This window comes from Brumimicrobium mesophilum (assembly GCF_003025005.1).
Taxonomy (GTDB): Bacteria; Bacteroidota; Bacteroidia; order Flavobacteriales_D; family Crocinitomicaceae; genus Brumimicrobium; species Brumimicrobium mesophilum.
The window spans coordinates 78,994-99,710 of record NZ_PVSS01000007.1; the positions used below are offsets into that span (position 1 = coordinate 78,994).

Sequence of the window (20,717 nt, forward strand, 5' to 3'; positions counted from 1 at the left end):
GTTATGAGTAAGACTGAAGAAAAATTAAAAGCGCCAAGCGAGCCATTGTTCTCAAAAAAGAACAAACGTTTGATTACAGATCCTTTGGCGGATAACAATCCAATTACAATTCAGGTACTAGGTATTTGTTCTGCTCTAGCAATTACAGTTCAGGTTGAACAAGCATTCTGGATGTCTATTTCTGTAATCTTTGTAATGGTATTTGGAAACTTAATTGTTTCATTACTAAGAAACTTAATTCCATCACGTGTAAGAATTATCGTTCAATTGGTAATTGTTGCCTCTTTGGTAATTATTGTAAATGAGTCGCTTCAAGCTTTCGTTCCTGATGTTTCAGAAAAACTATCAGTATTCGTTGGTTTGATTATAACCAACTGTATTATTATGGGGCGTTTTGAGGCATTCGCAATGGCAAATAAACCTTTCCCTTCTATTTTGGATGCGATTGGAAATGCAATTGGATATGCTTGGATTCTTGTACTTGTTGCATTAGTTCGTGAAGTTTTAGGTTCAGGTAAAATTTGGGGAGCTTCCATTTTTGGAAACAACTTACCAGGTGAAGAAAGTGGATTGTATGCTTTAGGGTATGTGAACAATAACATGATGATTTTACCTCCAATGGCATTGATAGTTGTGGGAATAATTATTTGGGTTCAGCGTTCGATGAACAAAGAATTAGTTGAAGAAAATTAATAAGAAGTTTAGATTATAATTATGGAAAGTACATTAGATATATTCGTAAAGGCGATTTTTACCGAAAATATGATTTTCGCCTATTTCTTAGGGATGTGCTCTTATTTGGCTGTTTCTAAAACAGTGAAAACAGGAGTAGGACTTGGATTGGCAGTTGTTTTCGTTTTAGTGGTTACAGTACCAATGAACTATTTATTAGAAAATTACGTTTTAAAAGAAGGAGCTTTATCTTGGTTAAATCCTGAGTATGGAGTAAGTGGCTCTAAAACAATTGATTTAAGTTTCTTATCTTTTATCATGTTTATCGCCGTTGTAGCTTCAATTGTTCAATTAGTTGAAATGTTGGTAGAGAAATTTGCACCTGCTCTTTATGGAGCTTTGGGTATTTTCTTACCGCTTATCGCTGTAAATTGTTCAATTTTAGGTGGAGCATTATTTATGCAAGATCGTCAATACTCAACAATTCTTGATGCAACTTCTTTTGCTTTTGGTTCGGGTATAGGATGGTTTATAGCAATTGTTTCTTTAGCTGCAATACGTGAGAAAATTCGTTATTCAAACGTTCCTCCAGCTTTAAGAGGTTTAGGTATTACTTTTATCGTGACCGGATTAATGGGTATTGCTTTTATGAGTTTCATGGGAGTTGAATACGGAAAAAAGAAAGAAGCGGAAAATACAAACACGATCAGTGGAGGTGCAGTTGAAACCTCTCAAATTATTAACGTAAAACAAGAAAACTAATGGGTTTATCAATTTTAATAACAGTAGTATTCTTCTTAGCAGTAATTTTATTGTTGGTTTCGATGTTGCTTTTTGTTAAAGCAAAACTGTCTCCAGCTGGAAAAATAACAATTACTATAAACGGAGATAAAGAGTTAGAAGTTAATGGTGGTGATACATTATTAAGTACATTAGGAAACAATCAAATTTTCTTGCCATCTGCTTGTGGTGGTGGTGGAACATGTATTCAATGTATTTGTCAAGTTCATGAAGGTGGAGGAAGTATTTTACCTACAGAAGAGCCGCATTTTTCAAGAAAAGAGATTAAGGAGAATTATCGTTTAAGCTGCCAGGTTAAGGTAAAAGAAAACATGCAGATTGAAGTTCATGATGAAATTCTTGGGATTAAGGAATGGGAAGCAAAAGTAGTTTCTAACTACAACGTTGCAACATTCATTAAAGAGTTTATTGTTGAGATTCCGGAAGACATGAATTATAAAGCGGGAGGGTATATCCAAATCCGTATTCCTAATTGTGTTGTTGATTTCAAAACAATGGATATTACAGCTCACCCTGAAGATCATCCTGGACAGCCAGATAAGTTTAAAGCAGATTGGGACAAGTTTAAACTTTGGCCTCTTCAAATGAAGAATACAGAGGATACAGTTCGTGCTTATTCTATGGCTTCATATCCAGCTGAGGGTAGAAAGATCATGTTGAACGTACGTATTGCAACGCCACCATTTGACCGTAAAGCGGGAGGATGGATGAAGGTTAATCCTGGTATTGCTTCATCTTATATTTTCAACCTTAAGCAAGGTGATCCAGCGATTATTTCAGGGCCTTATGGTGAATTCTTTATCAATGAAGAATCTGATGCTGAAATGCTTTACATCGGTGGTGGAGCTGGAATGGCACCAATGCGTTCTCACTTATATGAGTTATTCAAAACGATGAGAACAGACCGTAAAGTTACATATTGGTATGGAGGTCGTTCTAAAGCGGAGTTATTCTATATTGAACACTTCCGTGAATTGGAAAGAGAATTCCCTAACTTTAAATTCTATATGGTCTTATCAGAACCTTTAGAAGAAGATAACTGGAAGGTGAAGAAAGATATTCATGATGAAGAGGGTGATGGTTTTGTAGGATTCGTTCACCAAGTAGTTATTGATCAATATCTAACGAAGCATGATGAACCAGAAGATATTGAATTTTATTTCTGTGGACCACCAATGATGAACCAAGCGGTTTTATCAATGTGTGATTCTTGGGGTGTCCCACCAGAGAATGTATCGTTTGATGATTTTGGAGGATAAAATTTCAATTTGTAATATAGCTTTTAAAAGCGTTTCGAGAGAAACGCTTTTTTTTTGACATATATTTATGTAAGCAAAAAAAGAGACACCATTCGGTATCTCCTTTCATAAATAATCTATGGTATTTTATTATTTTAACTCTTCGGCAGTCTTTAAAACTGCTTGTTTGAGCTCATCAATATATTCTACTAATCTTTCCATCAACTCAGGTTCACCAACAGCTACTATTTTGGCAGCTAGTATACCCGCATTTTTGGCTCCATCCAGCGCTACAGTAGCCACTGGAATACCTCCAGGCATTTGTAGAATAGATAACACAGAATCCCATCCATCAATAGAGTTTCGAGACTTTATAGGAACTCCAATTACTGGTAAAGGAGTTAATGAAGCCGTCATTCCAGGTAAATGAGCGGCACCTCCGGCACCCGCTATAATTGTTTTAATTCCTTTTGTATGAGCATTTCTACCATATTCAAACATCTTTTCAGGTGTTCTATGTGCAGATACTATATCCATTTCATAAGAAACACCTAAATAGTCAAGGATATCAGCAGCCTCTTGCATAATAGGTAAGTCCGATTTGCTTCCCATTATTATTCCAACTTTTGCCATATTTTGTTTTTCGGTAAAGATAAGTATTTTGAGAATGTTAACCCTATGTATTTTAAGTGGGTTCTAGTTGGGCTTTAAACTTTCATCAATTTTTTTCGCCATTTTATGGTCAAGTTCAGTAACGGTGTTGCCTTCTTCGCTTGTGGTCAATTTGATATTCACCTTTTTATAGCTGTGGAGTAATATTGTTGGGTGGTGGTCCATTTCTTCAGCTATATGTCCAACTAAGTTTACGAATTCTAAGGCTTCCTTGAAATCCTCAAACATAAAATCCCTTTCTAATTTATTATTTTCAATGCTCCAATTCATAATGTAAGTTTAAGTTATAACAATCCTCTTTTAGATTGGTATTAATGTAGGGAATGATAATTGATTTTCAAAGTAAATTTTAGCTGAGTTTATTATTTTATACTTTTTTGGTTTAATGAATATTTTTAAATTCAATAAAATTGATTCGTTTGATTTTTAATTTTATTTTTAAGGAATATCACTTTGATTTCATAAAATATCAAAAGAACATTTAACTTTACATACATGAAATGGATTGGCGAACGCATTAGTTTTTTAGACAAAAAGGAGAGTATAAGTTTTGTTATATATCCACCAAAATTAGGTCGTAAAAAGGGACTATTGATAACTTGGTTTTTATTATGGTTATTAATTGGTGGATATGTAGGTGCACAAATGCTAAAGGAAAATGGTGATCAAGAGTATTTGATGTTATTTATTTTTATGACATTTTGGTTGTATTTCGCTATAAGAGTATTTAGATCTATGATGTATTTATTTTTTGGTCGAGAATATATAAAACTTGATAAAACTACGCTTAGAATCAAACGTTCGATAGGAGCGTATGGTCAAACAAAGCAATATTTCATTGAGAATATTTCGAAATTTGAAATGATTACTTTAAAAGAAAATTCTTTTCAAAAAGTCTATGATGACTCGGTTTGGGTTAGAGGCTCAAACAGAATTCAATTTGAATTTTTCACTAAACGTATATCTTTTGGTCGAAAATTGGAGGACCAAGACGCTAAAATGATGTTTCAAATTTTGACGAAGCGTATTGAAAAATATTTAAAGTCTAAAAAGAAAGGGGAGTAGAGCTTATAATATTCTTATTGCCTACAAATTTTCTGCTTTAATAAAATCATGTAGGTTTCATTTTATTCGTTACTTAACCGTTATAAACGGCTATCTTGTTGCTATGACTGTTATCTAGAGGATTCAAGACTAGAACGCATCTAAATTTGGATCATCCTTCTGTAGTTTTTTGTTCATAATTAGACGTTACTTAACCGTTATAAACGGCTATGCTCTTTGATATCAAGGGTTTTGGCTTGTATCTTGTTTACTAATTTAATATTTTCTTTCAAAAATGTTTAAAACTAGTCGTTACTTAACCGTTACAAACGACTATTCTCTTTGATATTAAGGTTTATTGCTGTTTTCAAATGATTTTATCAACTATGAATAATTTCGATATCTCAATTTTTTCTCTTTGATTTATTTTGATTGAAGGAATATTTTTCATTATCTTAATATAGGATTGTGAAATCTAAATTAATTTATTCACCTAAAATCAACTAAATATGAGAATTTGTAAAGTATGTAATAAAAGAGTAGTCGGAAGAACCGATAAAATATTTTGTAGTATAAAATGTAAGAATAATTACCACGTCCAATTAAGGTCAATGACAGCTCATGCGGCCTTAGATATTGATAAGATTCTACATCGAAATCGTTCAATTATTCTAGAATTACTTGGAAATGATAGAGATCAATTACATATTGATAGGATCGAAATGGATAAGAAGAATTTTCATTTTAATTATTATACGCATCAATATATGAGTAGGGAGGGAGATACTTTTAAATGGTTATATGATTTAGGCTGGATTGAATTAAGCAATCGTGAAATGATTATTCTAAGAGAATAAGCTTGTGGCTTTGTTAAAAGTCAATACCAGTTCAGTTCAGACAAAACTGATAATTTTTACTTTCTTCTTGTTTGATAATAAAATGATAAATAGCTCAATCTATAGATATCAAACATTCGAATTGATGGATCGGGTCTAAATAGTCTTTCTTTAATTCGATTACCAAATTTTTGATAGATATAACTTAAAACTCCAATCAAACGATAAGTTTTTACTTTTTCGAACACTCTGAAAATTTTAATCTGTGCAACTACCTCTCTTTTTTGAAATTGAGGGTTGTATACATACTTTTCAACCGCTGTTAAGCTATTCTTTAGAAAACCCTCATTGCTTTCGTGATAATCATGAACGAGTTGATTATCTAAGTGAATCACACTGATATTATTTTTCTTTAGTTCCAATCCTAATAATGTGTCTTCATGACCATAACCACCTTTTTCAATATCAATTGAATCTTCGTTAAATGGATATTCAAGGAAAACTGATTCTTTCAACATAATGTTAAAGCTAATAAGAGAACTATAAGGGGTTTTGTTTCTTGTTACAGCAGGAATAAACTCACGTTGTGAACCATAATGCCATCGTAGTGCATTTTCTTTTGGTGGTTTGTCACTGTATTTCATTCCCCCAATGATAACATTTGCTTTATCTTTATTTTCAATATAATTCCTTATAAAACTAGGATTGTCAACGAATGCATCTGAATCAATAAATAACAGATTTTCAAATTTAGCTCTTTTGCCCAATTCATTTCTGATTTTTGCCCTACCAAAATGTATTGTAGACTCTATATAATAACAATGTTTTAATTCATTAATTATTCTATTCTCTGGTTTGAATTGAGTAGAGGTATCGTCTAAAACTAGAATTTCAAAATTTATTTTTGCTTCCATACATTGGTAATGGAGCTCTTTTACAAGAACAACACAGTCGAAATTATATACGGGAATAAGTATGGAAAGCATTATTTATCTTGTACTATCTATAATTATGACAAAAATTACTTGTTTCCTTTTTCATAATCGGCTAAGAATTTAGCTAATCCACTATCTGTTAAAGGATGGTGGGCTAATTGCATTATAGCTTTTAAAGGTCCAGTCATTACGTCTGCACCAATTTCAGCACAATCAATGATATGCATTGGATGGCGAACAGAAGCGGCTAAAATTTGAGTTTCGAAGTCATAATTACTGTAAATTCTTTTAATTTGAGCAATCAATCCGATTCCATCAGCAGAAATATCATCTAATCTTCCAACGAATGGAGAAACATAGGTTGCTCCAGCTTTTGCAGCTAAAAGTGCTTGACCTGCTGAAAATATTAAGGTGCAATTCGTTCTTATTTTATTATTAGAAAAATATTTAATCGCCTTGATACCCTCTGGTGTCATTGGAACTTTTACAACAATATTATGATGTAAATCTGCCAATCTCTCACCTTCTTGAATCATTCCCTTGAAGTCCGTAGCAATGACTTCAGCGCTCACAGGTCCATTTACGATTTGACAAATGTCTCGGTAGTGTTTAAGAATTGCTTCTTTTCCTGTGATATTTTCCTTTGCCATTAATGATGGATTTGTGGTTACTCCATCTAAAATTCCTAAATCGTTGGCTTCCTTAATTTCAGCTAAATTTGCTGTATCTATAAAAAATTTCATAATCTTTCTTTTTACTAAAATACTCAGATTTTATTAACACGATTAAAAACAAGGATTAGTTTTGAGTTAATAAATAATATTTTTTTACAAACTCATATTTATGTTGAATTTATTTTTACGAATTAAAAATCCAAGCCCATTCAATCTGTTTCTATTTTTCTAGCTTTTTAAAAAGTGAGAGTATACTCATTTACAGTTTTATTTCCACATGCATCTATTGCTCTAATGGTTACAGTTTTTGATCCTTTAAAATCAGTCGGTGGGTTAAAGTAGAACTTACCTTGTTTAGGTTCATATTCTAATAAGAACCATTCCTTATTTATGTAAATATCATAATCCTTCAATCCTGATTCTTTATCTGAAATGCGCCAAGACAATTGTTTATTTCCAACATTGGCGTGATTAGTGAAGTTCCTTTCACTTATTGAAGGAGGTATAGTATCGATTTCTACAGAAAAGACACCAAAAGTTTTAATTCGAGCAGTAATCCAACCATCCTTTACCGTTCCACCTTCGCTGTATTTGGAGCCATATCTTGAAACTCTCTGAATGTATTGTTTTTCGCTTTTTACGTTAGGAAAACTTGGAAGCATCAATTTGAAAGTTTCCTGAAGTGGAATCAAATCATCTCCAAATTCAATTGAATTTTTTGTAGCTTTCAATTTTAAAGGAGTGGGCTCATATAGTATCCCTGGTGGAAAAAGAATATAATGAGTCTTATCATAACTCAAGAAAGCACTATCTGGATAAAGTAATTTCTGATTTGGATAAAGTTTGTGTTCTTTGCGCTGAGTTCCTTCTTCGACTTCTAAGTTAAATGACAGTGTACTTTTATTGCCATTAGCATCTTTAGCCACATAGTCTATAGGATAGATCCTTCCTGGCTTGGCATTAATCATTCCATTATTATTCATTGTACGGTAAATCGGCAAAGGATTGTGAGTTGTTTTATATGCTTTTTGATAGTGGCGTCTTCGATTATGGTATTCTTCGTAATCTTTATGAGTGTTGATTTGACGATTTGAATAAAACGAAATTCGCTCCATATTTTGAGTAAATGCAGTGTCTTTATTAACCAATAAGAATGCTTCGTGAATACCACACACATTTGGTGCAGCATCAAGTTTGTCAATTACATCAAACGAAAACCCTATTCCTCCTTTTTGAGAAGTATACGAAGCATCTACATTTACTGTATTTCCTGAAATGCTATAATTTCCATTACTTCCAGAAACAGAATAACTCTTAGATTTATTTGGAACTCTATAACCTTCCTCCGTCAAAGCATAAACTTTTAATCCGCGAATTATAGGCTCTTGTGTATCTGCAATGTCAAACCCAAATAACAAAGGATTTAATGCATGTTCTGTAATTGTTTCTCGAATTTCAAAATGCAAATGCGGAGCTGTACTTCCTCCAGTATTTCCAGATTTAGCAATAATTTGCCCTTTGTTTACTTTTAAAGAGTCTTTCGCCGGATAATAATCAACTTCGAAGCCTTCTTGATCTTCTTGTTGCTGATAAGCTAAATTTGCTAATTCACCAACAAACGCTTCGCAATGTGCATACACCGAAGTCAATCCGTTGTAATGATCGATGTATACAACGTGACCATATCCCCAAGGTGAAACTTTGATTCTAGAAACATATCCATCTTCAACGCTTAGAATATTATATCCTGTTCTGCGGTTGGTTTTAATATCAATTCCTGTATGAAAATGATTGGTTCTTAATTCTCCGAAATTTGCAGCTAAAACCATTGGAATGTCCATTGGAGGATGTAAATCATATTTAGGGTAATCGATTTCTTGGGCATTCAAGTGCACAGTAAATGCGATAAAAAAAGTCAGAATAAAATGTCTAAATGTTGTCATAGTACAAAAATAACAATTAAGTAATTTCACAAAGGTTAACTGACTTTAAAGGGTTGGAAAGTATCGAACATTGTGATGTTGAATTCTATGTTTTAGAAATATTACATTGATAGGATAAACTTTTTATTTATTCAAAAAAATGAAACTAAAATCTCATCATTCAAAATAAATATCCAAATCGAAGCCAGACTAGCGCTCTCTTCTCTTTCCGAAAAAAAAATGCCTAATTAGAATCCCATTAACCAGTCTTTAAAACTTAAATGAAGAAAGAAATGAGGGGTATATGGAGAATGATAGGAAAAGGAGTGGAGGTGAATAATGAGAAACAAAAAGTGAATGAATTAAAAAGCGGAATGAATTCTTAGATTCCATTCCGCTTTTTTTGTGCCCAGAGAGGGACTCGAACCCTCACGTCCTAATGGACACATGGCCCTCAACCATGCCTGTCTACCAATTTCAGCACCTGGGCATTATTTGGTGGCACAAAGATATAAAATTGATTGTATTCTTTTGGTGTTAAACTAAAAAATAAAGCACAAAAAAACCGAGCTTATCAAAAGACAAGCTCGGTTCTACTAGTGAGTGATGAATAATTTATTTTTTTACAGAATCTACAACAGCTTTGAATGCATCTGGATGATTCATTGCTAAGTCTGCAAGAACTTTTCTGTTCAATTCAAGCGTACTTTTGTTGTATAGTCCCATAAATTGAGAATAGCTCATTCCATTTTGTCTAGCTGCTGCGTTAATACGCATAATCCAAAGTGAACGGAATTTTCTTTTCTTTTGTTTACGATCTCTATAAGCGTAAACTAATCCTTTTTCAACAGCATTTTTCGCTACTGTCCAAACGTTTTTTCTTCTACCGAAGTAACCTTTCGCAAGTTTCATTACTTTTTTTCTTCTTGCTCTAGCCGCTACGTGATTTACTGATCTTGGCATATTCTAATGTTTTTTGATAATAGAGTGCTTCTATATTTCAGAAGTCTTAGTTACTCACTACCGGGTTTAAATACTAACCTCTGTCACCATGACAGAAAAATTTTACTTCATGCAAAGCATTTGCTTAACGTTTGGCTGATCCGCTTTAGTTACGTATGCAGTTTTCGTTAAGTTACGCTTTTGTTTTTTACCTTTTTTAGTAAGGATGTGACTTTTGAAAGCGTGCTTTCTTTTAATCAATCCACTACCAGTAACTTTGAATCTCTTCTTTGCACTGGATTTTGTTTTCATTTTTGGCATAATCTCAATATTAAAATTTACTCACTAGTATTGTATAGATTAATCCTTCTTCGGGTTAATCATAATTGTCATTCTTTTACCTTCTAATTTCGGCATCAATTCAAGAGTACCATATTCAGAAAGTTCTTGAGCAAAACGCAACAATAAAATCTCACCACGGTCTTTAAATACAATAGCACGACCTCTAAAGAATACAAATGCCTTCACTTTTGATCCTTCTTGTAAGAATTTTCTTGCATGATCTAATTTGAAATTGAAATCGTGTTCCTCCGTATTTGGACCGAAACGAATTTCTTTAATTACAACTTTAGATTGTTTAGCTTTAAGTTCTTTTTCTTTCTTCTTTTGGTTATACAAGAATTTTTTGTAATCCATGATTTTACAAACCGGTGGATTAGCTTTTGGTGAAATCTCAACTAAATCAAGGTCTTGTTCGTCCGCTAATTTAATTGCGTCCTTAGTATCCATGATTTGAGGTTCTTGCCCATCGCCAACTAAACGAATCTGTGGAACGCGAATACGATCATTGATTCTATTAGGATCTTCTTGCCTCGGTTTAAATGTTCTTCTTGGTTTTCTCATTTATTCTTTTTATAAGTTAAGTCTTTATTGTTTAATGACTTAGCTCTTCTTCGACTAATTTATTAATAATTTTAATGAAGTCTTCAATTGGCATTGAACCCAAATCTTCTGCACCTCTTTGACGCACTGAAATAGTGTTCGTTTCCATTTCTTTTTCACCAACGATAAGCATAAATGGAGTTTTCCCCATCTCTGCTTCACGAATTTTCTTACCTACCTTTTCGTTTCTATCATCTATGAAGCCGCGAATATCGGAATTTTTTAAAACTTTAGAAACTTTTTCTGCGTATTCATTAAAATTTTCACTAATTGGCAATATTGCGTATTGCTCTGAAGATAACCATAATGGGAAATCACCAGCACAATGCTCTAGTAAAACCGCAACAAATCTTTCCATAGAACCAAATGGTGCTCTGTGAATCATCACGGGTCTATGCTTTTGATTATCAGCGCCAATATATTCTAATTCAAATCTTTCAGGTAAGTTGTAATCTACTTGAATTGTACCTAATTGCCATTCTCTTCCCAAAGCATCCTCAACCATAAAGTCAAGTTTTGGTCCGTAAAAGGCAGCTTCACCATATTCAATTACAGTGTTTAAATCTTTTTCATTAACAGCCTCAATGATTGCATTTTCTGCTTTTTCCCAATTTTCATCACTTCCAATATATTTAGAATGATCATTTTGATCACGTAATGAAATCTGAGCTGTAAATTTCTTGAAATCCAGTGTTTTGAAAATGTAAAGTACAATGTCTATTACATTTTGGAATTCTTTTTTTACCTGCTCTGGCATACAGAAAATATGCGCATCATCTTGCGTGAATCCACGTACTCTTGTTAATCCGTGAAGTTCACCACTTTGCTCATAACGGTAAACTGTTCCAAACTCTGCATAACGAATAGGAAGCTCGCGATACGAGTGTGGTTTTGCCTTGTAAATTTCACAATGATGAGGACAATTCATTGGTTTCAATAGAAATTCCTCATTTTCATCTGGCGTGTGAATTGGTTGGAATGAATCCGCTCCGTATTTCGCATAATGACCAGAAATTTCATACAATTTTTTACTTCCAATGTGTGGAGTAATAACTTGTTGGTAGCCACTGTTTTCTTGTACTTTCTTTAAGAAGTTCTCCAGGCGTTCACGTAATTCTGCACCTTTTGGCAACCAAAGTGGTAAACCTTGTCCAACTGCTTGTGAAAAAGTAAACAACTCCAATTCCTTACCTAACTTTCTGTGGTCACGTTGACGTGCTAATTCAAGTTTTTCCAAGTATTCATTCAACTCGGCATTTTTAAGGAATGTAATTCCGTAAATTCGAGTTAACTGTTTATTTTTCTCATCTCCACGCCAGTACGCACCGGCAATAGATGTTAATTTAATCGATTTTATAATTCCAGTGTGTGGAATGTGTGGACCTCTACATAAATCCGTGAATTCTCCTTGTGTATAGAATGTAATCGTCCCATCTTCAAGGTCTTCTAATAATTCTAGCTTATAGGGATCTTGCTTTTCTTTAAAATAAGCAACGGCATCTTCTTTAGACATTTCCTCTCGAACGAATTCACTCTTTTTCTTAGCTAGTTCCTTCATTTTTTGCTCAACTTTCTCTAGATCCTTCTCAGTGAAAGTGTAGTCCAAAAAGTCAACATCGTAATAAAAACCACTTTTTATGGATGGTCCAATTGCTAACTTTACACCAGGGTATAAAGCTTCTAAAGCCTCTGCCATCAAGTGTGCAGATGAATGCCACATTGTAGATTTACCATCTTTATCATTCCAGGTGAGTAACTTTAGCGTACTATCGGTTTCAATCGGACGCATCGCGTCGATTACTTCATTATTTACTTCAGCTGCAAGAACGTTTCTTGCAAGACCTTCGCTTATACCTTTGGCAATGTCTAAAGAAGTTGTTCCTTTCTCAACCTCTTTAACAGTTCCATCTGGAAGTGTAACTTTAATACTCATAGTTTGTCTCTACCTTTTTGAGGTGCAAAAATACGAGAATCATTTGATTTTTGTCTCTCGTAGGCTTTAAAATATCTTATGCTTTGTTAAAAACAATTACGAATGATTGTCGGTGTATTCGGCAGGCTTATATCACTGAAAGGTAATCTCGTTGAATTTCGGTGCTTTCGACAAGCTTAATCACCGAAGAATAACATTGTTGGCTGAGCCCGTCGAAGGCAACACTTATAGCTTGCCGAAGGCGGCTATCATCCGAAGGTAACAGTCTATTGGTCTATCGAATGCAATGGTCCAAAGCAATTCGTAATTATTCATTTACCATTTCCTCCATCACTTCCGAAAATATCCTAATCGATTCTAATCTATCTTTTTGGTGATACAAATAAGAAGTTGAAATAATTTCATCCACATCTGTTTCTTTGAGAAATTTTTTGGTCTTTTCTTTCACTTCTTGCTTGTTTCCAATAAAAGTGTAATTCAACATGTTTTGTAGCGCTGGATGCTGACTCAACTCTCTAATTCCATCGTTCATGTCAACGGGTGGTTGCATATAGTCTAATTCGCGGGTCAAAACTCCCAACATCATTCTGTACATACTCGTTGAGCGGCGTTCAGCTTCTTCGGAAGTTTCAGCAGCAATAACGTTAACAGCCGCAATTGTATAAGGTTTGTCCAAGTATTTTGAAGCTTTGAATTGATTGTGATAAATAGACAAAGCTTGGTGTAGTTGAGCAGGAGCGAAGTGGCTCGCAAATACATAAGGTAAACCTTGTTCTGCTGCTAACTTTGCACTGTCTGTGCTTGATCCTAAAATGAAAATTGGAACATTCACACCTTCTGCAGTGGTTGCCCTGATGCTCTTTTTTGAAGAAGTGTTTTCAAAATAGCTTTGAATTTCACGCACTTCATTTGGGAATTGATACACCGATTGCATTCTGTCACTGCGAATGGCTTGTGCAGTTTCTTGATCTGTTCCTGGAGCCCTTCCAAGACCTAAATCAATACGAGTTGGAAATAAATTACCGAGTGTTCCAAATTGTTCAGCAACCAGTAGAGGAGAATGATTCGGTAGCATTATTCCACCCGAACCTACATGGATTTTTTTTGTTTGAGAAGCAATATGCCCTATTAATACAGATGTAGCCGAGCTAGCAATACTCACCATATTGTGGTGTTCTGCCAACCAAAATCTGTGATAACCCAGCTCTTCTGCTTTCTGAGCAACTTCAACGCTGTTTTTAAAGACCTCTTCGTGAGAAAGATTTTCATTCACCATTGCGAGTTCTAGAATAGAATATTTTGTGTTTTTCATTGTTTGAAATTCTTGTGTTTACATAATACAAATTATATGCGAATTTGTTATTTCTATAAATGATTTTAACGAATAATTATTGATTTATTATCAAAAATAAATTCCTAGAACGAGACAGAAACTCACAGTACCTAGAATAACTGATTAATAAAAAAAAAACTACCACGAAATTGAAATTTTGCTGTAAATATGGATGTTAGTTATTAATTTAAGACCATTTAAAAAATGGAGTTTATGTTTAAAACAACTATTAATAGGTTGGTAGAAGAAATACGAAATGATGAAAAAACAGCAATTAAAATTTATGGGAATGTTGTTGAAAGTAAAGAGTTCGTTAGTTATTTAGACCTGCATACTCAAGTGATCTCTGATCAGAATAAATATGATGCTAATGTAATTATCAATTCAATTGATGATAAAATTAATCCTAAATATGTTGAACAATTAGGGATTTACTTTCGATTAATTCAACCTGAAAGGGTAGCTCTTCCAATGTCTCCGGGAACTTTTTTGTGGGTTAAAAAAACTTTAATAACAAGTTATGATAAAATTGTGTACACGGATTGTGATCAAGAATTTCTAACAACTATAATTGACAAACATTTTAATTTTAATGCTTTTGACAAAGTCATTAACGATGAAAAAACTAGGGGAAAAGAGGATGAAATTTGGAGTAAGTATAATTCTAAAAACTGGATAGTTTTTTTTGATGGTATAATGAGTTCATTATTTAATGGTTACAGAATTAAGAGAAAAGGAAAGTATGTTGTGATGCTCTATAAAACAGTAAATCAAAGTTTTAATATAGGAATAGAATATGATAAAAAGGATTGTTTGAAATCATTAGAAAAAGGTTTTTTGAAACTACCAGAAATCAGCATTAATTTATATTCTTTAGAAAAAATTGATAAAGTTAAAATATCAAACGCTACTTTTAATTATGCACCTGCTTTTATACCAATACACAATGTAATAAGTTCGAAAAAAACTGAAATAGATTTATTAAATGATAATGCTTTTCGTATGGATTTCTTCAGGGTTCTTGCTTCAAGTGGTAAAATAGTTTATTGTTTTGATGATGAGGATGCAAATTATCAAAAGAGATATTTATTTCATTACTATCATTACCACTCTCTGTTTGCAAAAGCTTGGATTAATTATATTAGTAAAATAGTAGAAGAAGAAACTAAATTATAACATAGTTGGTACTGAGCAATATTAAAAATCCCTTCATGATTTTTCATGAAGGGATTATTAATATCTAAAAGTTTGTCGAAACGCTTACCGTAAGGAGAAACTGTTTTTTAAGTACTTAAAGAAATCTCAATTTTTGAATTAGAAAATTCAAGAGCAAGGCACATTAATTTTATAAATACAAGGAGTTGACAAATGTCAATGACTGCTTTCAAAAATTAATTTAACGACGCTATTGGGTTTTATAATCTAAAATGGTAGATCGTCGTCTCCTTCGTCGACTAACGTCTCCGCTTTATCAGCACTTGCTGGAGCAATATCCATTGGAGTAGGAGCTCCACCACCTTGGCTTTTTTCTAATCTCCAAACATCTAATGAGTTGAAGTATTTTACTTCACCTTGTGGGTTTGTCCACTCACGACCTCTTAAGTTGAAAGTTACATTAACAGCGTCATTTACGTTGATGCTATCAAGTAAATCAACACGTTCTTGTGTCAATTGAAATAGGATATCTTGAGGGTAGTTTCCAGAACCATCTGTAACTACAAATTCTCTTTTCTTAAATTTCTCAGTTATTTGTTCTGTGTCTTTCTTTACTTTTACTATTCCTGAAATGCTTAACATAATGTTGTTATTTTATATTATTGGTTATTAAATGCTAATAATGTCATCCAAGCGGCTTCAATTTCATTTTTCTCCAAATATGTTTTGGCTAATTTATGAAGTTCAAGCTCTAATTTGACTGGTTCATCTTCTGAAGTTACAAAAAGTTCTGATAATTCAATTAACTTGTGTTCGTTAACATCAGTTTCATTTGGAAGCTCTTCTACGCTCCCTAATTTACCAAAATCGTTCCCTGTCAAAACTGAGCTTGTACGAATATCTTCTGGTATATTATCGTATCCAATTCCGATTGTTGTTACAGGTTTTTCAACCTCAAACATCGATTCTTTGTTGGCACGACAATACCAATTTCCTCCCATTCTTGAAACCAAATCAATTTTGTGTTGATCAATCATTTGATTTTCGTCTAAAACGGCTTCGTTCACGTGAATTTTCACAACCTCGCAAATCACAAGGTTTCCAGCTCCTCCATTTGATCCTAATTCTTTTACCTCAATAACTTTACATTCGAATTGTACTGGAGATTCTTTCACACGGAAAGGTTTTACTTTCTCAGAAGCAACAGGAGTTAATCCACTTTTTACGAATTCATCTACGTCAGTGTCATACGGTGAAGAACACAAACTCATTTGCTCAACTATTTCATAGTTTACAACGTTTATTACACATTCAGCAACTTTTTTTACATTTTCATAAGTGTCTTTAGTTGTGTTTGTTCTTCCACTTCTCGCTGGAGAAAATATTAAAATTGGAGGATTCGCACTAAACACATTAAAGAAACTAAAAGGTGCTAAATTTGGAATTCCATTTTCATCAATTGTCGATGCAAAAGCAATTGGACGTGGTCCGATAGCTCCTAATAAATATCGGTGTAAAACTGGAATTGGTAAATCTTTTGGCTCTAATGTTAACATATCAGTCTGTTATTTTTTGCAAGTCGACAAAGGTAATGCTTATCTTCTTCAATAAAAATGAAAGAGTGATTTTGTTGAAAAGTTCTTGAATATACTGAAAACTTATTCCGAATTTTCTTCCACAAATTCCAGAATATCTCCTGGTTGACAATCTAGTGCAGAACAGATGGCTTCTAAAGTAGAAAACCGAATTGCTTTTACTTTTCCCTGTTTTAAAATTGATAAATTAACGGTTGAAACTCCAACCTCTTCCGAAAGCTCTTTGAGCATCATCTTTCTCTTGGCTAACATTACGTCTAGATTTACAATGATTGGCATAATGTGAAGTTTTTAAACGGTTAATGAATCATCAATTTGTTTGAGCAAATTATTAAAATTAATTTTATTTTTTCCCCATGAAATTCTTTGAAATAATGTCGTTGAATAAATTGTTAAAATAGTATTTTCTTCTATACTCTCAAATGAAAGGTATATGTTTTCTCCCCATGAATATGGATTTATGCTTGTTGTAGCTAAAATTTCTAATCTTTCTTCATCTGTTTGAACCAGTTTAAAGTTAGAATCATTAATTACTTCTTTCAACTTTTCGAAAAGTAATTCTTTTGGTATGTCTATTTCCTTTTTAATGCAATTTTTAGCTGTTGTAATATTGTAAGGGCTTGTAAAATAGTTTTTAAAAGAAAGCGAATTTCTTAAAGCTCGATTAAGGAAAAAGAATCCAATTATGAATAGCACAATCCACATCATGCCATTGCTACTTAGATAGATTGTTGACAGTTGGATAATCGTCACAAATACAATAAAGACCAGTATGTTTTTTATAAATTTCATTTTAATTAGTTTTAATTTTTACCAAATTAAAGCATAATATTTATGATAAGCAAACATTAATTAACGATAAACATTAATTATTGACTCGGTTTTGAATTTGTATTGCTATTTCAGACCTATTGCAGCTTCGATAAAAAATGTCTAATCAAATGAAATTATTTTAACTTTTTGAAATCTATGTTTTTGATATATTTTCATTTGATATTATTTTAAACATTTCCCAATAACTTATTAGCATTATGCTATATTTGGCAGAAATAAGCTAGTAAAATGACTCCATCGCAAGCCTTTAGAAAACTCACAGAGTACTTTAGTTTAGATTCTGAGGTTGAATCACATGATTTTATTCATGCTGAAATTCTCAAAGGATTAAGATTTAAAGGTACAAACCTTTGGATTTTAGTTTTCGCCATTGTTGTGGCATCAGTAGGATTGAATGTGAATTCTACTGCCGTTATAATTGGAGCCATGCTAATCTCTCCATTAATGGGACCTATAAATGTTATGGGATATAGCATTGCAACTTATGATTTAGATTTATTTAGAAGAGCCATTAAAAACTTTTCTTTTGCAGTTGGTGCCAGTTTGATAGCATCGTTTTTGTATTTTTCTCTAAGTCCTCTATCTACTGCTCAGTCTGAATTATTAGCACGAACGAGTCCCACCATTTATGATGTGATGATTGCTTTTTTTGGAGGTGTGGCTGGAATTATAGCGATTACGAGTAAAAATAAAGGTAATGTTATTCCTGGTGTTGCAATTGCAACCGCCTTGATGCCGCCCTTGTGTACAGCAGGTTATGGATTAGCAACAGGTCAATTTCATTTCTTTTTTGGAGCTTTATACTTGTTTACTATCAACACTGTTTTTATTGCTATTGCTTCGGTAATTGTAACGCAATTATTGAAACTTCCTATTCGAACAATTGTAGATGACAAGCAAAAGAAGAGAATTCACAGGGTGATTACCATCGTAATAATAGCGGTTATTCTGCCAAGTATTTACTTTGGGTATGGATTGGTCCAAAATGAGAAATTTTCAGAAAAAGCAAATAATTATATAGCGAATGTGAGCCTTTTTGAAGGCAATTACCTTTTAAAGAGTGATATAAATCAGAATAAACGAGAAATTACACTTGTTTATGGAGGAACTGATTTAAATGAAACTCAAAAGAAAGCAATAATGAGTAAGGTGAATGATTTTGGAATAAAAAATGCTAATATTATCATTCAACAAGGATTGTCATTTTCAAATAATTCTAACGACAATAATGCGGAAACGATGCGTTTAAGAGAGGAACTCAATCACCTTACAAATGAGGTTAGATTGCGTGAAACTAAATTAGATAGTATCCAAAAAAATCAATATATGGGTAGGGTTTTATTGAATGAAATTAGAACTATTTATCCTCAACTGAAATCTTGTACTTTTGCAAGTTCTTATAAATTTAAAGACTCTTTGGATACTCCATATGAAACAGCAATAGTTCTTTTTACACTTGACTCTTTAGGAGTTAAAAAGGAGGAAAGAAGTAAGATTAATACATGGGTTCGAAAACGTGTTAATGCCGAAGAAGTAAAAGTGTTTTTTGATTAATAAATAATTAGAAATTCACTTCACATAAATAATTCTAAAAATGCCTGATTTACCTCAATCTCAAAAAACTGAAATAGAAAAACTAACAGTTGAAAGTTGTGAGGAGTCAACAAGAATTTATGATTACTTGGTTGGAAAACTAGCAACTATTTCTTCTCGAAAAGGAATAAAAAAAGCATTATCACGCAATCAGATTTATTTAAACAATAAGCCATCCAAGTCGGGTGATTATGTTGCTCAAGGAGATTCCATTATTGTATATGAAAATAGTGTAGTTGAACATAAAGAATTTGAAATTGATTTAAATATTGTTTATGAAGATGATGAATTAGCAATAGTTGAAAAACCAGCTGGAATACCAGTTTCAGGTAATACATTTAAAACACTGCAGAATGCTTTACCTCATCATTTGAAAAGAAGTCAGGCTTTAGATTATTTGCCTATTCCTTTGCCAGTTCATCGATTGGATGCACTCACCCACGGAATTGTGGTGATCGCAAAAACGCATAGTTCTCGCGTAGCACTAGGTCGATTGTTTGAGAAAAGAGTGGTTCATAAATTTTATAAAGCGATTGTTCAAGGCAAGTTGGAAGGGAGAGGAACGCTAAACACACCAATTGACCAGAAGATTGCTTTAACCCATTTTGAATCTGTGGGAGTGTTTCCCTCAATAAAAAATGAATGGATTTCACTAATTAAACTTTCTCCAGTAACTGGCAGGAAGCATCAATTGAGAATACATTTGTCTCGTTTAGGATTTCCAATCGTGGGAGATAAGCAGTATGGTGTGAAGGGCAATACACTCAAGCATAAAGGAATGTTTTTAGCAGCGTTTAGTATTTCATTCGTTCATCCAAAATCTAAGGAGCAACTTGATTTTGAAATAGAGTTGCCTAATAAATTCGATAGATTTCTAAAAAGAGAAGAAAACTGGGTTAAAAGACTAGCGCATAAGTAGAAATAGTCAACTACTTCACTCCGAAATAGTAAGAATACCCAAATCCAATTGTAAAGTAACTCGTTCTTTTGTTTAAATCATTTATGTCATAAGCACTAAATTGTTCTATTCCAACTTGGTCAGCAGAAAAAACAAAATCATTCACAGCAAATCCTAAAGCGAGTCTAAAAGATGTTCTTTCAGTAGCCATTAGTGAAATACCAAAAGTGGGTTCAATAAAAATACTTTCATTACTAAAAGGTTTTCCAGACAAAGAATCATTATAGTTGGTGTTGAAAAAATTTGCTGAATATCCAATTCTAACGCCATAATCTATTCCAATATCACCGTAAAATTTTTCTCGACCGATTTTTACAAATGCCCCAGCGATGTGCATTCCTCCACTTAGGTCAACATTGTTTTTGAACTCATTCACATTGAAAAATCCATATCGTAAGCCAGCACCTATAGAAAATGAATTGTTAAAGGTATGTTGGTAGGATGGAGTAAGAATTACCAAACCTTGCATTAAGTCACGAAAAGCTTGGTTGCTAGAGTTGTTTGGTAAGCCTACTTCAACTTTGAAAGATGAATTCGGTACAAAATCCACTTGGGAATAAGATGTGAAAACTGTGCTTAGTAGTACTAGTGATAAGATAAATTGCTTCATATTTAATGTTTTGTTTAAGCCATAACGA

General features: G+C 33.0%; 23 protein-coding genes and 1 tRNA gene. 8 read left to right on the top strand and 16 right to left on the bottom strand.

What is annotated here, in order from left to right; all coding sequences use genetic code 11:
* Nucleotides 1-3: 3 nt before the first annotated feature.
* From C6368_RS08790 to nqrF, 3 genes are read left to right on the top strand one after another with little or no spacing between them, the layout of a single operon-like run.
* A complete protein-coding gene (locus tag C6368_RS08790; RefSeq protein ID WP_107038941.1) occupies nt 4-693 on the top strand; it encodes an NADH:ubiquinone reductase (Na(+)-transporting) subunit D in 690 nt (229 codons plus the stop codon).
* Between the two features lie 21 nt (nt 694-714).
* Nucleotides 715-1,434, top strand: coding sequence for an NADH:ubiquinone reductase (Na(+)-transporting) subunit E (gene nqrE / locus C6368_RS08795; RefSeq protein WP_107038826.1), 720 nt, complete (start codon nt 715-717; stop codon nt 1,432-1,434).
* On the top strand, nt 1,434-2,732 hold the full coding sequence (gene nqrF, locus C6368_RS08800) for an NADH:ubiquinone reductase (Na(+)-transporting) subunit F (protein ID WP_107038827.1): 1,299 nt from the start codon (nt 1,434-1,436) through the stop codon (nt 2,730-2,732). The genes nqrE and nqrF overlap by 1 nt, the downstream gene beginning before the upstream one ends.
* A 129-nt stretch (nt 2,733-2,861) precedes the next feature.
* Here nqrF and purE read toward each other — a convergent pair whose 3' ends face one another.
* Both purE and C6368_RS08810 read right to left on the bottom strand, forming a co-directional pair.
* Nucleotides 2,862-3,344, bottom strand: a complete 483-nt coding sequence (gene purE, locus C6368_RS08805; protein ID WP_107038828.1) for a 5-(carboxyamino)imidazole ribonucleotide mutase — start codon at nt 3,342-3,344, stop codon at nt 2,862-2,864.
* Between the two features lie 63 nt (nt 3,345-3,407).
* Nucleotides 3,408-3,653, bottom strand: a complete 246-nt coding sequence (locus C6368_RS08810; protein ID WP_107038829.1) for a 4a-hydroxytetrahydrobiopterin dehydratase — start codon at nt 3,651-3,653, stop codon at nt 3,408-3,410.
* Nucleotides 3,654-3,878: 225 nt separating this feature from the next.
* Between C6368_RS08810 and C6368_RS08815 the strand changes: the two genes are divergently transcribed.
* A complete protein-coding gene (locus C6368_RS08815; protein ID WP_107038830.1) occupies nt 3,879-4,448 on the top strand; it encodes a hypothetical protein in 570 nt (189 codons plus the stop codon).
* A 488-nt stretch (nt 4,449-4,936) separates the two neighbouring features.
* Nucleotides 4,937-5,284, top strand: a complete 348-nt coding sequence (locus C6368_RS08820) for a hypothetical protein (RefSeq protein ID WP_107038831.1) — start codon at nt 4,937-4,939, stop codon at nt 5,282-5,284.
* Nucleotides 5,285-5,340: 56 nt separating this feature from the next.
* On the opposite strand, the gene C6368_RS08825 is transcribed toward C6368_RS08820, so the two are convergent.
* The 9 genes from C6368_RS08825 to C6368_RS08865 form a co-directional block, all read right to left on the bottom strand.
* Nucleotides 5,341-6,249, bottom strand: coding sequence for a glycosyltransferase family 2 protein (locus C6368_RS08825; RefSeq protein WP_107038832.1), 909 nt, complete (start codon nt 6,247-6,249; stop codon nt 5,341-5,343).
* 35 nt (nt 6,250-6,284) lie between these two features.
* Nucleotides 6,285-6,941: a fructose-6-phosphate aldolase gene (fsa, locus tag C6368_RS08830; RefSeq protein ID WP_107038833.1), complete on the bottom strand. Its 657-nt coding sequence runs from the start codon at nt 6,939-6,941 to the stop codon at nt 6,285-6,287.
* 167 nt (nt 6,942-7,108) lie between these two features.
* Nucleotides 7,109-8,815: a M23 family metallopeptidase gene (locus C6368_RS08835; protein WP_107038834.1), complete on the bottom strand. Its 1,707-nt coding sequence runs from the start codon at nt 8,813-8,815 to the stop codon at nt 7,109-7,111.
* 385 nt (nt 8,816-9,200) lie between these two features.
* Nucleotides 9,201-9,284: transfer RNA gene (locus C6368_RS08840), tRNA-Leu, on the bottom strand.
* Between the two features lie 125 nt (nt 9,285-9,409).
* On the bottom strand, nt 9,410-9,757 hold the full coding sequence (gene rplT, locus C6368_RS08845) for a 50S ribosomal protein L20 (RefSeq protein WP_107038835.1): 348 nt from the start codon (nt 9,755-9,757) through the stop codon (nt 9,410-9,412).
* Between the two features lie 102 nt (nt 9,758-9,859).
* A complete protein-coding gene (rpmI, locus tag C6368_RS08850) occupies nt 9,860-10,057 on the bottom strand; it encodes a 50S ribosomal protein L35 (protein ID WP_107038836.1) in 198 nt (65 codons plus the stop codon).
* Between the two features lie 39 nt (nt 10,058-10,096).
* On the bottom strand, nt 10,097-10,639 hold the full coding sequence (gene infC / locus C6368_RS08855) for a translation initiation factor IF-3 (protein WP_107038837.1): 543 nt from the start codon (nt 10,637-10,639) through the stop codon (nt 10,097-10,099).
* Nucleotides 10,640-10,670: 31 nt separating this feature from the next.
* Complete coding sequence (gene thrS, locus C6368_RS08860; protein ID WP_107038838.1) at nt 10,671-12,611, bottom strand: threonine--tRNA ligase; 1,941 nt, start codon at nt 12,609-12,611, stop codon at nt 10,671-10,673.
* Nucleotides 12,612-12,918: 307 nt separating this feature from the next.
* Entirely contained in the window at nt 12,919-13,923 is a 1,005-nt protein-coding gene (locus tag C6368_RS08865; protein WP_107038839.1) for an LLM class flavin-dependent oxidoreductase, read from the bottom strand.
* 234 nt (nt 13,924-14,157) lie between these two features.
* On the opposite strand from C6368_RS08865, the gene C6368_RS08870 reads away from it, so the two are divergent.
* Nucleotides 14,158-15,120 (top strand): hypothetical protein, encoded by a 963-nt coding sequence (locus C6368_RS08870; RefSeq protein WP_107038840.1) that lies wholly within the window; start codon nt 14,158-14,160, stop codon nt 15,118-15,120.
* Between the two features lie 246 nt (nt 15,121-15,366).
* Here C6368_RS08870 and C6368_RS08875 read toward each other — a convergent pair whose 3' ends face one another.
* The 4 genes from C6368_RS08875 to C6368_RS08890 form a co-directional block, all read right to left on the bottom strand.
* Nucleotides 15,367-15,741, bottom strand: a complete 375-nt coding sequence (locus C6368_RS08875) for a DUF3127 domain-containing protein (protein ID WP_107038841.1) — start codon at nt 15,739-15,741, stop codon at nt 15,367-15,369.
* Between the two features lie 17 nt (nt 15,742-15,758).
* Nucleotides 15,759-16,655, bottom strand: coding sequence for a flavin reductase family protein (locus C6368_RS08880; protein WP_107038842.1), 897 nt, complete (start codon nt 16,653-16,655; stop codon nt 15,759-15,761).
* A 102-nt stretch (nt 16,656-16,757) separates the two neighbouring features.
* Nucleotides 16,758-16,973 (bottom strand): helix-turn-helix domain-containing protein, encoded by a 216-nt coding sequence (locus C6368_RS08885; protein ID WP_107038843.1) that lies wholly within the window; start codon nt 16,971-16,973, stop codon nt 16,758-16,760.
* A 12-nt stretch (nt 16,974-16,985) separates the two neighbouring features.
* Entirely contained in the window at nt 16,986-17,486 is a 501-nt protein-coding gene (locus tag C6368_RS08890; RefSeq protein WP_107038844.1) for a hypothetical protein, read from the bottom strand.
* Between the two features lie 270 nt (nt 17,487-17,756).
* On the opposite strand from C6368_RS08890, the gene C6368_RS08895 reads away from it, so the two are divergent.
* Together C6368_RS08895 and C6368_RS08900 are read left to right on the top strand one after the other, a co-directional pair.
* The gene (locus C6368_RS08895; RefSeq protein WP_107038845.1) at nt 17,757-19,082 is read left to right on the top strand and encodes a DUF389 domain-containing protein; all 1,326 of its coding nucleotides are present in this window, start codon (nt 17,757-17,759) and stop codon (nt 19,080-19,082) included.
* A 40-nt stretch (nt 19,083-19,122) separates the two neighbouring features.
* Nucleotides 19,123-20,040, top strand: a complete 918-nt coding sequence (locus tag C6368_RS08900) for an RluA family pseudouridine synthase (protein ID WP_107038846.1) — start codon at nt 19,123-19,125, stop codon at nt 20,038-20,040.
* Between the two features lie 10 nt (nt 20,041-20,050).
* Here C6368_RS08900 and C6368_RS08905 read toward each other — a convergent pair whose 3' ends face one another.
* Nucleotides 20,051-20,689: a hypothetical protein gene (locus C6368_RS08905; RefSeq protein ID WP_159038521.1), complete on the bottom strand. Its 639-nt coding sequence runs from the start codon at nt 20,687-20,689 to the stop codon at nt 20,051-20,053.
* Between the last annotated feature and the right edge of the window lie 28 nt (nt 20,690-20,717).